General features: G+C 50.3%; 11 protein-coding genes and 1 riboswitch. Of the genes, 9 read left to right on the forward strand and 2 right to left on the reverse strand.

All coding sequences use genetic code 11. The features are described 5' to 3' along the window. Window positions 1-112 precede the first annotated feature (112 nt). A complete protein-coding gene (locus tag N179_RS04660; protein WP_023468336.1) occupies window positions 113-514 on the reverse strand; it encodes a CoA-binding protein in 402 nt (133 codons plus the stop codon). Between the two features lie 429 nt (window positions 515-943). Between N179_RS04660 and N179_RS04665 the strand changes: the two genes are divergently transcribed. From N179_RS04665 to N179_RS04705, 9 genes are all read left to right on the forward strand, one after another. Next, window positions 944-1,984, forward strand: coding sequence for a tyrosine-type recombinase/integrase (locus N179_RS04665; RefSeq protein ID WP_058703402.1), 1,041 nt, complete (start codon window positions 944-946; stop codon window positions 1,982-1,984). Window positions 1,985-2,014: 30 nt separating this feature from the next. After that, entirely contained in the window at window positions 2,015-4,624 is a 2,610-nt protein-coding gene (locus tag N179_RS04670) for a DEAD/DEAH box helicase (RefSeq protein ID WP_075642344.1), read from the forward strand. Continuing rightward, window positions 4,621-5,151, forward strand: a complete 531-nt coding sequence (locus tag N179_RS04675) for a glycerol-3-phosphate acyltransferase (protein ID WP_083639907.1) — start codon at window positions 4,621-4,623, stop codon at window positions 5,149-5,151. The genes N179_RS04670 and N179_RS04675 overlap by 4 nt, the downstream gene beginning before the upstream one ends. A gap of 12 nt (window positions 5,152-5,163) precedes the next feature. Further along, window positions 5,164-6,714 carry a GNAT family N-acetyltransferase gene (locus tag N179_RS04680; protein WP_075642345.1) on the forward strand — a complete coding sequence of 517 codons (1,551 nt, stop codon included), beginning with the start codon at window positions 5,164-5,166 and terminating at the stop codon, window positions 6,712-6,714. 291 nt (window positions 6,715-7,005) lie between these two features. Then, complete coding sequence (locus N179_RS04685; protein WP_023468341.1) at window positions 7,006-7,683, forward strand: 50S ribosomal protein L25/general stress protein Ctc; 678 nt, start codon at window positions 7,006-7,008, stop codon at window positions 7,681-7,683. A gap of 95 nt (window positions 7,684-7,778) precedes the next feature. Beyond that, window positions 7,779-7,878: riboswitch (TPP riboswitch) on the forward strand. A gap of 100 nt (window positions 7,879-7,978) precedes the next feature. After that, entirely contained in the window at window positions 7,979-8,551 is a 573-nt protein-coding gene (locus N179_RS04690) for an ECF transporter S component (RefSeq protein WP_035397340.1), read from the forward strand. Further along, on the forward strand, window positions 8,548-10,077 hold the full coding sequence (locus N179_RS04695; protein ID WP_075642346.1) for an ABC transporter ATP-binding protein: 1,530 nt from the start codon (window positions 8,548-8,550) through the stop codon (window positions 10,075-10,077). Before N179_RS04690 ends, N179_RS04695 begins: the two co-directional genes overlap by 4 nt. Next, window positions 10,049-10,771, forward strand: coding sequence for an energy-coupling factor transporter transmembrane component T family protein (locus N179_RS04700; RefSeq protein ID WP_075642347.1), 723 nt, complete (start codon window positions 10,049-10,051; stop codon window positions 10,769-10,771). The genes N179_RS04695 and N179_RS04700 overlap by 29 nt, the downstream gene beginning before the upstream one ends. A gap of 55 nt (window positions 10,772-10,826) precedes the next feature. After that, a complete protein-coding gene (locus N179_RS04705) occupies window positions 10,827-11,858 on the forward strand; it encodes an NAD(P)/FAD-dependent oxidoreductase (protein ID WP_075642348.1) in 1,032 nt (343 codons plus the stop codon). Window positions 11,859-11,930: 72 nt separating this feature from the next. Here the strand turns inward: N179_RS04705 and N179_RS04710 are convergent, their stop codons facing one another. Further along, entirely contained in the window at window positions 11,931-12,749 is an 819-nt protein-coding gene (locus tag N179_RS04710) for an alpha/beta fold hydrolase (protein WP_035397332.1), read from the reverse strand. Between the last annotated feature and the right edge of the window lie 124 nt (window positions 12,750-12,873).

The raw sequence follows: 12,873 nt of genomic DNA on the forward strand, positions 1-12,873 counted from the left end.
GTCTGTCTCTAATTGTAGGCATCTTCTTGCTTCCTGACAAGCATAACCTGTAAAGCGCATGAAAAAAGACACCTTCACGAACGGGTGAAGATGTCTGAAATCGTGCTATGACTCACAGATATTGATGCTCGATTTTGATGCAACGATTCTCAATATATGGAATACCAGCACCAAGTGCGAGACTTTCTGCTTCGACACTCGAGAGACCAAGCTGATTCCAAATCATCCCGACGTCACCGTGAGCAACAGCATCTTTCGCGACATCCGCTAAAAACTCAGACCGACGGAAGACGTCGACGATATCGATGTGCCCTGGAATGCTCGCGACACTCGGATAGACTTTTTGACCGTTCCACTCGTTTAACGTCGGATTGACTGGAATGACTTCGTATCCATGTTGGACTAAGTAGTCCGCAATCCAGTTTGCGGTCTTTCCGGAATCACTCGAGACACCGACGACGGCAATGCGTTTGGCATCCTTCAAATACTGACGTGCTTGTTGATCAGTAATCATTTAGAACTCCCCCTTATGAAAATAACTCTTACCTAACACTCTATACCCGAACCAAGATGAAGTATGCGAAATCGAGCACGTTTTCGACGATTTTCAGAAATCGTCTTGAAATCAAATGAGTCGACCGATGACCCGTCGAACGACTTCTCGATGCAACTGAGAGCGAAATTGAATATTCATTCTTTTTCAATGACTGAGGTTACATAATACTATTATTGTCATTAAAGAGAATGTCGTAGCTCAAAAACGATAAAAATAGGTTAAATTCTCACGTGCATCGAGTTGATCAACGACCCGCCTGGCGCATTGTCGATGCAACTGAGAGCTCCCTGTCTGACAATTTAACGTTGCGTGAAATAACTATTTCACGCAAACAAGTGTCTGACGTACCAACGTTTGGTATACTACTACTAGAGGGGTGATTGTCGGATGAGTTTATTTAAAAACCTAGGAAAAACGATACATAAAACGACCGTTTCGGCTACAGCACCAGCGATTCCTGGTTATGAGCGGATGCCACGCTTCATTCAGTCCTATTTGGATCAGTTAGCAGCAAAACATTTCTCGTTAGCAACGATGCGCCGCTACGTTTACGACTACGAAGCGTTCTTTCAATTCGTCGCAACGGCGTCGGGTGAAGAAGTGACGGCGCGCGAGATTCCGCTTGAAGCGTTCGTCGAAATCGATGCAGCGGGGATTGAAGCTTATGCTGAATACCTTGCCTTAACGAAACAAAATGCACCGAGCGTCATCAACCGGAAATTATCAGCATTACAGTCGTTATTCCGTTATTTGGTCGATACAGGTCAGCTGTCGGAAAATCCGGTCGCCAAAGTCAATCGACCAAAACAAGCGAAACGGGAACCGGTTTACCTGACGAAACGCGAATGGGATGAATTGATTCAGTTGTTACCATCAAACGTTGAGATGAATGCCCGGGAAGCATCACATTATGAACGAGACCGCGTCCGCGACGTGACGTTGTTCCAACTGCTCGGTTATAGCGGGATGCGCCTCAGTGAGATGACCCAACTCGTCTGGAACGATGTTGATTTTCACGAAAACACGCTTCGCGTCATCGGGAAAGGTAACAAAGAACGACTGATTCCACTCGCGAAACCAGCTCGGATTGCATTGCGCAAATACGCGATTCATTATCAGATGCCAACGAGCGGCGCCGTGCCTGTCTTTCAAAAACACGGAAAACCACTCAGTCCACGGGCAGTCCAGCATATTTTGCAGCGGCACACGGAACGATTGAAACCAGTCCTGCCCTTTTTAGAGCGCAAAAAAATTACACCGCATAAATTGCGGCATACGTTTGCGACACGTCTTGCGACCGGTGGGGTCGACGTCCTGACGATCCAGCAGTTACTCGGTCACGAATCCGTCGCGACAACACAAGTCTATGCCCATATCGGTGATTCCGAGAAAAAACGCGCCGTCGATTTATTCGATGGTGAACGATAATAACATTATGTCAACTAAAGGAGGAATAGCATGAATTATGGGCTCAGTGAACGCAAAATCAAACAAATGTCTGATGCTTATGCCTTTCGACGGGGAAAGAAGTATGTCGCCGCCCGCAAGGTCACGTTGCACAATTACCGAATGGGCGACGAGCTGATCGAAGCGAGTGTCGACGGTGAGGAACGATTCACGGTGACGGTTCGCGTCAAGGCGCACGGTGTCGACGCCGGCTGTAATTGTCCGTCGCTTGCGATGGATACGTCATTTTGCGGACATATCGTCGCCGTTTTACTAGCGATGCATCATGTTCAGGCGCATGGTACACCGACACCGCTATCGCCGCAGATCCGTCCGTTCACGGCGATCCAAGTCGATGACGCTGGCGCGCGCCATTATTTACGCAGTCTCACACCGGATCGTCGGGTAGCGATTCATTTCGAACTGACCGGACCCGTCGTGACGCTCAAACGACTGACGGACAAGCAACAGCATCAACTGTCCCTGCCCTACTTCGATCGTCTGCTTGGACAGACAGAGTATTTGCAGCAAGTCGCCGATGTTTCGTTCAGTCCTGATTTGCAAGAACGCATCGTTTCCGGGACACCAATCGTCAAACTCCATCTCGACCGAACGGCTCAAGAAGTCGAAGTCCGCGTGTCGTTTGATTATCAAGGGATTCAGCTGAATCCGCTCGACGAGACGATTTACGCTGGTCGCGATCAAGTAACGGAGCAAAGTGTCTTACGCTTCTTACGTGAATTCCAAGCAACGCCACGTGACACGCGCTACATCATTACGCGTGACGCCGCGCAATATGCCTTTCTGCGGAGCCTGCTTGACGAACGGATTGCGCTCGGTCAACTGGAGTTATTTGCAACACAAGCGATCCGGACGACGTTACCAAAAGGACCGTTTCATCCGCGGATCGAAGTCGACGTGACGGACCGCCTCGACTGGCTCATCTTTAACTTTTCAATGGACGGGATTCCAGAAGATGAGCTGAAACGTGTCCTGAAGTCGCTCGTCTTACAAAAACGGTACCACCGCTTGAAATCTGGACAGTTCGTTTCTTTAGAAACAAGGGCTTTTCAGCAGTTACAACGGGTCCTCGCTCAGATGGAAGCAAGTGAACGCGACTTACGCGATGGACGAATCGTCTTACCTGCCGTCCGGAACATGAAGCATCTGATCGGCGCCTCCGTCCTCCATCTTCACGCTGATTTGCTCGAGAAATGGCTTGAATTAAAATCCGGACAAGGATTCCGGCTCGACTTGCCGAATTCGTTAGAGTCACGACTCTATCCGTATCAACGGACGGGCATCCAGTTTCTGAAGAATTTGGACGCACAAGGATGTCACGGGATCCTAGCCGATGAGATGGGGCTCGGGAAGACGATTCAAGCGATTGGTTATATCGCGACGATTCCTGCCCGTCGTGCGCTCATCGTCGCGCCGGCGTCACTGCTCCGCAACTGGGAAGCAGAACTGAAACGCTTTTTACCCAATCGACCGGTTCATGTCGTCACGGGTTCTCAAGCTAGCCGACTCCGCGAACTGGAGCACTTACCTGACGATACGGTAACGATCGTCTCCTATACGACGCTTCGGACCGACGTCCGTCTTCATCCTGTATATGACGTCGTCTTCTTTGATGAAGCCCAGCACTTGAAGAATCCGCAGTCACAAACAGTCAGTCAACTGCGGCATCTGCAAGCAAAACGACGGTTCGCGTTAACAGGCACACCGCTCGAGAATCGACCGCGTGATATCTGGTCGATTTTCCATGTCTTGTTTCCGGAGCTACTGCCGGATCTAATGACGTTTGAGAAATGGTCGTTCGATGACATGCAACAGTTCATCCAACCGTTTTTATTGCGACGTGAGAAACAAGATGTCTTACAGGACTTACCGAAGAAACAGATCGAGCATCATTATGTCGAGCTCGGTCCGAACCAAAAACGGTTATATGCGTCGTATCTTGCCAAATTGCAACTGGAGACGCTGCAACACTTAGACGAGACGAAACGCGAAGATCGTTTGAAGTTACTAGCTGGGTTAACGCGTTTGCGGCAAATTTGCAACGATCCAGGTTTATTCGTTGAGGGATACACAGGGGAAGCAACAAAACGAACGCGTCTGCTCTCATTGATTGTCGAAAAACGGGCCGTCGGAAAGCGGATCTTGATTTTCTCGCAGTATACACAAATGCTCGAGCGTATTCGCTCGGATCTCGCGCAACGTCACCTCCCCCACTTCCTGTTGACGGGTGAGACACCACTCGAAGACCGGGTGGCGTTATGCGATCGGTTCAATGACGGTGAAGTCGATCTCTTCTTGATTTCTTTAAAAGCGGGCGGAACGGGACTGAATCTCGCAACTGCTGATACCGTCATTCTCTTTGACAGCTGGTGGAATCCGGCCGTCGAACAGCAAGCTGCCGATCGCGCTCACCGGCTTGGACAACAGTCCGACGTGACGGTCATCAAACTGCTGACACGCGGGACAATCGAAGAAAAGATGACGGAATTACAAGATCGAAAAGCCCAGATGGTCGATGCCGTCCTGACGGCTCCAGACAGTGATGCCTTGACCGTCAAGGAACTCGTTCATCTCGTAACGACAAAGGAGGAACATCGGTGATCCTTGATCTCCTGCTTGGTTACCTTATCGGTAGTATTCTTGGCGGTACGCTCTGGAAGTACGTCAGTCGTACCGATTTGGCTCAGATCGGCTCCGGAAACATCGGCGCCCGCAACGCCCATCGTGCCGGTGGACTCCCGGCCTTTTTATTCGTGTATCTGTTTGATGCCGCGAAGACCGTTTTTGCACTACAGATCACAGACGCATTTTATCCCGTCGCTCTTGCCGTGCTCATCGGTCACTTGTTTCCGTTGTTTCATCCGCGACGCGGCGGTAAAGGGTATGCCGTATTTTCCGGCATCGTCTTCGCCATCACGCCGTGGGCATATCTTGCCGGACTAGGCATACTCGGTCTGTCTTATCTCGTAACGAAAGATAGCGTCAAAGCGGGACTGATTCCGGTTGTTCTACTCCCGTTACTCCCTGTCTACTTTGACGCGGGACCCATCAATATCTTGTGTACCGTTGCCGTAAGTCTACTTGTCCTGTGGGCTCATGATGCACTCCACAAGCCAGTCATTACATAAGGAGGACGTCTCATGATCGATTTTTCCATTGCCACCGCTTCGGACGCGGAAGCAATCCATGAACTGAACTACCTCACCTTCACGGAAGAGATTCCGCAACATCAACCGAATATCGAACGGAAACGGATTGACCGGTTTCATGATCAAAACACCTATCTGATTGGCAAGGAAGACGATCGACTCGTCGCGATGATTGCTATTCGGAAGCATCGTCCTTTTTCGCTTGAGGAAAAGGGCGTGACGCTAGATGAGACACTGACGGACCCAGCGGAAATCCGCTTACTCAGCGTTCGTCCCGAATACCGCAATAGTCGTACGTTCATGCAATTGATGCGCTTTTTGATGGTCTACTTGGAGCGGGAAACGATTGATCATGTCTATATCAGTGGTACGACACGGGAAGCTAAACTATATGCGCGGTTCGGCTTCACACCAATCGCAGCAACGCTCGGTAGTGGCGATGCCCAGTTCGTACCGATGTTGTTGTCGCGCGCAACATACGAACGGTCCGTCATCGCGGACGTTTTACGTCCTCTGCATTTTCTAGCCGGTCCGGTCGAGGTTGCACCAACAGTCCGCCAAGCGGCGCAACAAGCACCGCGCCCACACCGGACGGCCTCGATGCGCCAGCTCGATCAAGATTTACGTGGTCGGATGTGTCAGTTGCTGGATTTGCCACATGTCTCGATGGCTGTTGGCAGTGGCACCCTCGCCAACGATATTGTCGCACAACAACTGAGTGGACATGGATTGATCCTAAACGGTGGCGAGTTCGGTCAACGCTTGATCGATCACGCGGCACGAGCAGGAAAGTCATTTGATATCCACCTACTTCCGTCCGGTCACCCAATCGAATTAGAACAACTCGCAAGCCAACTGCATCAAACGGAGTACGACTGGATTTGGTTGACGCATTGTGAGACGTCTACGGGCGTTCTCTACGATCTCGATGCGGTAAAAGCGCTGTTAAATCAACGAACCGCACTCATCGTCGATGCGATCAGCGCCGTCGGGACCGGACGTTTCTCATACGCTGGCTGCAGATTCGTCACGACCGTCTCCGGAAAGGCAATTGGGGGTTTACCGGGTCTTGCGTTCATCGGGCATACGTCCAGCGTATTGCCTTCCTCCCGGATTCCACGTTATCTGGATCTCGGACTCTATGCGGAAGGGGTTGCTTTTTCCGGTTCCTCAAATCTGTTGCTGGCTTGTCAGGCAGCGCTCGATGCCCTTGATCTCGATCAAGCCGCCATCAAGATGACTTATCTCGAACAGGCCGTTCGGGCGACTGGTTTCAACCTGCTTGCGACTCAAGAAGCACAAGCGCCGGGAATTCTGACGATCGTCCATCCGTCGGCAACGGCTTTAGGAGACGCTCTCCGGATCCAGGGCTATCATGTTCAATATGAAAGCGACTATCTCGTCCGCAATCAATGGCTCCAAATCTCAACGATGGGACAGACGACGATGCGGCACATCGAACGTCTCATCCGTGTATTAGTCCGTGAAAACCAACGCATCACCATAAAAAATGAACAAAATGAAAGACCTCTTAACCCTTGATTTCAAGCGGTTTGGAGGTCTTTCGACTTTAAAAAATAAAAATAAAGGTTTAAGGATTTAAAACATAGGGGTATAAACTCACTAGCACCGCATCAAACCGGTGACTTACTCACACATGTTTCTCAATATCAGCGTAATGACCTGGGAGAGAAATGCAAAGTCACGAAAGCGTCAGATTCAAAGCGAGTCTGAAACCGATTGTCTTAGCATGTTTCATATTGTTCAGGACTTGTCCTGCTCCTACATTCATTACCTTTTGAGGGCTATACCAAATTCAAGGGGGAAATGAACATGTCAGTTAAATTAACAGCCGAAAAACGCGAGGTACGTCCACGCTCACTCCGTAAACAATTACGTCATGAAGGAAAAGCTCTTGGTGTCGTGTATGGTTACAAAGTGGAAAGTACACCAATCGCATTCGAAGAAAAAGAATTGCTTAAAATCGTTCGAGAAAACGGTGAGAACGTCTTGATTTCACTGAAACTCGACGGTAAAAATATTAACGTCTTGATCAACCGTCGTGATATGGATGTCTTCACACCAACTGTCGATCACGTTGAATTCATCGCTGTTAAAATGGATGAAGAGACAGAAGTCGAAGCAGACGTCGTACTCGTCGGCGAAGCAGCTGGCGCTAAAGTCGGCGGATTCCTGTCACAGACACTCTTTAAAGTAACAGTCGCAGCAACACCAGATAAATTGCCAGAGAACGTCGAAGTCGACGTCACGAACCTCGAAATCGGCGATTCAATCTCTGTAGCTGATCTTCCGGAACAAAAAGATTTCCGTATCGTCACTGAAGGCGACATTCAAGTCGCAGCTGTCGTCGAATCAACGCTTGAACAAGAGCTTGAGGAAATCGAAGAAGCAGAAGCTGAGGCACAAGCGGAAGCTGGTGAAGACAACGAAGCGGAAGCTACGGAAGAGTCTTCAGAAGAAGCAAAAGAAGAGAACGAAGACAACAAATAAGTCGTTTGACGATACGCCCTTCGTGGCGTATCGTTTTTTTGTGTCTTGACAATAGACAGAAGATTGCCTAAAGTGAACAGCGTATCACCTATTACCATATCCACTAGGGGAGCCCATTTGGCTGAGACGATTCACTTCGGACCCTTCGAACCTGATCTAGTTCATACTAGCGTAGGAAAGTGGAGCGATCACATCCAATGACTCCTGCTGCGCGCAGTTTTTCTGAGGACCGCTCTCTTTTTTACGGAGGGCGGTCTTTTTTGGCGTCTCCCCCATTCTAAGGAGGACGTACCTAATGCAAAACTGGAAAATGAAAGAAATCATGGTCATGATGATGCTCGCCGTCGCTTGCGGGGTCATCTATCTTGGTTGGTCAACACTCTGGTTACCGATGTCTGCGATCTTCGGACCTGTCGGTGCCAACTGGATGTTTGGGATCTGGATCATCGCGAGCCCGCTCGTCGCAGCAATCATTCAAAAACCAGGTGCCGCTCTCATCGCGGAAATCGTCGCGGCAGCCGTCGAGCTGTTCACGGGTAGTCACTTTGGTTTATCGGCTCTACTGATCGGGGTATGCCAAGGGCTTGGTGCGGAAATCGTCTTTGCGATGACGCGTTATCGCCGTTATGACACATGGACATTGATGTTATCGGGTGTTGGAGCCGCGATTGGTAGCATTGTCTATAGTCTGATCGCGAACGGATTCGGTTACTACACGACGACGACGTTGCTTGCGACAACTGGCTTACAATTAATTAGTGGCGCATTACTGGGCGGCTTGCTTGCAGCGATTCTCGTCCGTCGCCTTGTTGCGACCGGTGTCTTGAACGGGTTTGCGGCAGGACGTGCGAAACGGGAAGTCGCATGATTACTGTCGACGATCTCAGCATCCGCTACCCCGGTCAGATGAAGTCGGTGCTCGATCATGTATCGCTGACGATCGAGCAAGGAACGACCCTTCTGCTCGGACGAAGCGGGAGTGGCAAGACGACACTGCTTCATGCCCTAGCCGGACTGACACCAGAGACGATTGAAGTCGAACAGACTGGAACCGTTACCCGGTCCGGTTCGGTCGGAGTGCTGTTCCAAAATCCAGAAGAACAGTTCTGCATGGAAACGATCGGACGCGAAATCGCTTTTAGCTTAGAAAACCGGTCGATTCCACGCGCAGAGATGGAGGAACGCATTGAACGCTTACTCGCACTCGTTGGTCTCCCTCTCCCCTTCTCGACACCAATCGCGAGTCTATCCGGGGGGATGAAACAACGCCTCGCGCTCGCCGCGGTCCTGGCACTTGAGCCGACGATCTTATTACTCGATGAACCAACAGCTCAGATTGACCCGATCGGGCAACACGAGCTGATGGCGTTGATCTTTCGGATTCAGAAAGAACATGATTTAACGATTGTCTTGATCGAACACCAACTCGATGTCTGTTTACCTTACATCGACAAAATCGTCTTACTTGAGGACGGATCAGTGACTGCAACGGCGCATCCGCAGGATTTGTTCCCGCAGGCGTATACAGAGCTTCAATCGAAAGGGATCGCTGTTCCCTCTTTGTATCCGTACACGTTAGAGACGTTACCCATAGACGGACCACAAGCAGCGCGACTTCACGTGCTTCCTCCAGTCGCTACAGCAGGCACTGCCTTGTTACACGTCGCTGTATTATCGACGAAAGCCCCTTACCCGCTGACCGATGCGACATTTTCCCTGAAGACGGGAGAATGGGTGATGCTACTCGGGGCAAACGGATCCGGGAAAAGTACGTTGCTTGCAACACTCGGGCGGTTGCTCTCGCATCAAGGAACATATCGGTTCCAGGAACGTCCGGCTCAGCGTTACTCACGGCGACGCTTTTATGAGCATGTTGGCTATGTCTTCCAACAACCGGATCTGCAGTTTCTCAAACTGACAGTCGAAGCGGAAATCGACTGGAGTCACCGGGCAGCGACGAGTGATGAGCGCACAGCGTTGCTCGAACGGCTGGAACTCGCATCTGTCAAACAGCAGTCACCGCTTGCGCTTAGTACGGGGCAACAACGAAGGCTCAGCGTCGCGACGATGCTCGGGCAGTCGAAGGATATGTTGTTGCTCGATGAACCGACGTTCGGACAGGATGGATTGACGACACGGCGGCTCATGGAACAGTTGTTGACGGAACAACAAAACGGAACGACGCTCGTCATGGCAACACACGATATGGAACTCGTCGCTCGATACGCGGATCGTGTCCTCGTCATGGAGCAAGGGCGGATTGCTTTTGACGGGCGTCCGAGCGAGTTATTCGCTGACGTTCCGTTACTCGAACGCTGTCAGCTACAACGTCCACTTTCGTACCAATTCCAGGAGGTGAAGCGCCATGCAGACGAACGCGTCACCGTTCGCTAAACTCAATCCTGTCATCAAGGGGAGCGGATTGTTTTTGATCATGTTTGCCTTAATTGCAACGAATGACTGGATCAAAACGTTGGTGTTCCTGAGTTTTGCTATCGCTTTGCTACTCCTCTCCGGATGGGGTCCCGTCGATTTCTTGAAACGGCTCGCACCTTACAGTCTATTATTCTTATTGACGTTCTGGATGATGGCGGCGTTTGGCAAAGGTACGAACACGCTCTGGTCGTTCGGTTGGTTTCATGTCACGTCGGAAAGTGTCGTACATGGCTGGTTACTTTCCTTACGGATGGCAACGTTCGTCTGCTTAAGTTTCGCTTTCGTCACGACGACCGATGCGACCCGGTTCGTGATGAGCTTGATTCACCAGGCAAAGGTGTCGCCTCGCTTCGCGTATGGGTTCCTTGCCGGGATCCGCTTTCTGCCTCAATTGGTCGAAGAAGTCCGCGTCTTACGGCGAGTCCGAATGATTCGGAACGTGCACAGTCGCTTTCCTGGTGATGCGTTTCTATCAATCGGCTTACCGCTCTTCTCGCGATCGATCCAGCGGGCAGAACGGATAGCAATCGCTTTCGAAGCCCGTCATTTTTCAGCGGAACGGACATATTATGAAGTGCCAGTCGTTCAGCGTCAGGATATTATCTACCTCGTGGTCATCCTCCTGTTGATCAGTCTTGTCTTTTGGCTATGATTACCGCCACCCGTATCCGGGTACATTCTAGCAAGACAAATTGAAGGAGAACGACATGAAACGAATCCTATTGATTGGTGCAGGGCACGCTCACCTGCATTGCATTACACACGGACCAACAGAAGACGTCGAGTGGCTGATTTTAAGCGCCTCGACGTACCAATATTACTCGGGCATGTACTCCGGCCTTGCTGACGGAACATACGACATCGATGAGATCCGTATCGACATCGCCGCCTTATGTCGCGCCTATGATAAACAATTCATCGAGGAGACCGTCATCAAAATCGACCCCGTTGAAAAAGTCGTCTTCGGTGCATCCGGCAGACGCTATACCTATGACGTCGTCTCGACGAATATCGGCTCGTTCGATTGGTCGGAAGATACGACACGATTATCGATCAAACCGAACTACCGGTTACCGGATACATTAAAGCGTCTGCAACAAGCAAAGCGTCCAGTCTTGATTGGAAGTGGTGCAGCGGCCGTCGAGATGGCGGCGTCCTTGAAAGCAGCGGGTGTGCCGATCACACTGGTCACGGATCCCGAGTTACTTTCAGGACACCCAGCAGCGGAAGCCATTACACGACGCTTACAAGAACTCGATGTGCATTGGATTCGAGAACGCCCACTGAACGAGGCGTCTCCTCTTCGCTTTTCACATCACCCACCAATCGAGTCAGATGCCATCATCCGCTTGACGGGTGCGAAAGCTCCGGTATTGTTTGCAGACAGTAAGCTCTATACGGAAGACGGATTTCTACTTGTCAATGAACAATTGCAAGCGCTCAATCATCCAAGTCTGTTTGCTGCGGGTGACGCGGCGACCCTCGTCGCTTATCCCGATATTCCAAAGAATGGCGTCACAGCTGTCCGGCAAGCACCGATCTTACTAGCAAATCTCTTACGGTACGTCCAGGAAGAGGCACTGCAAACGTATCGTCCGCAAACGAACTATTTGACGATTTTATCGATGGGACCACGTCATGCGGTTTCAATGTATGGCAATCAGTATTCGACTCACCCGTTCGGTTGGTACTTGAAGCGCTGGATCGATCAACGGTTCATGCGGAAGTATCGTCCATAAAAGCGTGCGCCGGCGCACGCTTTTTTCTGTACACAAAAACAAGCCATGGACGGGTGTCCATGGCTTGTTGGATTAGACGGTTTGATTTCCTTTAACGTACGAGAGTAACGTTTCGTTGAACTTCTCTTGTTCATCAAGCAACATACCGTGCCCACTCTCTTCGAAGACTTCAAGTCGTGCATGTGGAATTTCCTTTTGCATTTCTTCCGCGAACTCGAACGGACAGACTTGGTCTTTTTTACCGTGGATGATTAACGTATCGACTTTGATGTCTCCGAGTTTCCCACGCAAGTCCTCGTCACGTAAGGCGATCGCTGACTGAATCGTACCGTGGGACGAAGCGGCGATACTAAGTCCATGGAACCATTGTTGAAGTGGTTCTGGATGTTCCTTCGCAAAGAAGATTTCCCCGAATCCTTTGAGCATTGACGGACGATCCTGTTTCGTGTCGGCAATCAACGCATCGACTTCTTCTTTTGTCATCCCGTATGGATAGCCGTCGCGTTGTGTAAAGACAGGGGCTGCGGCTCCAGCGAGAACGAGCTTACTGACTTTTGAATCCCCGTATTGCAAGAGATAGGACAAGGCGATTCCTCCTCCCATCGAGAAGCCGAGCAACGTGACATTCGTTAATTTCAGCTGTTCGATGACTTCATTAATGTCGGACGCCATCGTCTTATAATCGTATCCCGTTGCTGGTGCATCTGATTTGCCATAACCGCGATAATCGATTCCGACGTAACGGTACCCTTCTTCGACGAGCAAGTTCTTTTGATACTCGAACATGTTATTGTTTGCCGGCCAGCCGTGTAAAAAGACGACCGGTTGACCCGACCCGACATCCTCGACATAAATTTTCGTGCCATCAACTGCTTGAATGAATGTACCCATCATAAAACCCCCATAGTAATAGATTGCCGTGCATGCATCTATTATTCCCGAGTCAAGAGATGTCAAACATCTTGATGCTAAAGTATTATAGAAAATTCTGTCTATTCTAGAAATTATGGTAAAA

The sequence above is a fragment of the Exiguobacterium indicum HHS 31 genome (assembly GCF_001939065.1).
Lineage (GTDB): Bacteria > Bacillota > Bacilli > Exiguobacteriales > Exiguobacteriaceae > Exiguobacterium_A > Exiguobacterium_A indicum.

Coding starts and splice junctions, on each gene's coding strand:
- N179_RS04710 (WP_035397332.1), bottom strand. CDS start 12,749: ATGGGTACATTCATTCAAGCAGTTGATGGCACGAAAATTTATGTCGAG.
- N179_RS04685 (WP_023468341.1), top strand. CDS start 7,006: ATGTCAGTTAAATTAACAGCCGAAAAACGCGAGGTACGTCCACGCTCA.
- N179_RS04665 (WP_058703402.1), top strand. CDS start 944: ATGAGTTTATTTAAAAACCTAGGAAAAACGATACATAAAACGACCGTT.
- N179_RS04670 (WP_075642344.1), top strand. CDS start 2,015: ATGAATTATGGGCTCAGTGAACGCAAAATCAAACAAATGTCTGATGCT.
- N179_RS04705 (WP_075642348.1), top strand. CDS start 10,827: ATGAAACGAATCCTATTGATTGGTGCAGGGCACGCTCACCTGCATTGC.
- N179_RS04660 (WP_023468336.1), bottom strand. CDS start 514: ATGATTACTGATCAACAAGCACGTCAGTATTTGAAGGATGCCAAACGC.
- N179_RS04690 (WP_035397340.1), top strand. CDS start 7,979: ATGCAAAACTGGAAAATGAAAGAAATCATGGTCATGATGATGCTCGCC.
- N179_RS04700 (WP_075642347.1), top strand. CDS start 10,049: ATGCAGACGAACGCGTCACCGTTCGCTAAACTCAATCCTGTCATCAAG.
- N179_RS04695 (WP_075642346.1), top strand. CDS start 8,548: ATGATTACTGTCGACGATCTCAGCATCCGCTACCCCGGTCAGATGAAG.
- N179_RS04680 (WP_075642345.1), top strand. CDS start 5,164: ATGATCGATTTTTCCATTGCCACCGCTTCGGACGCGGAAGCAATCCAT.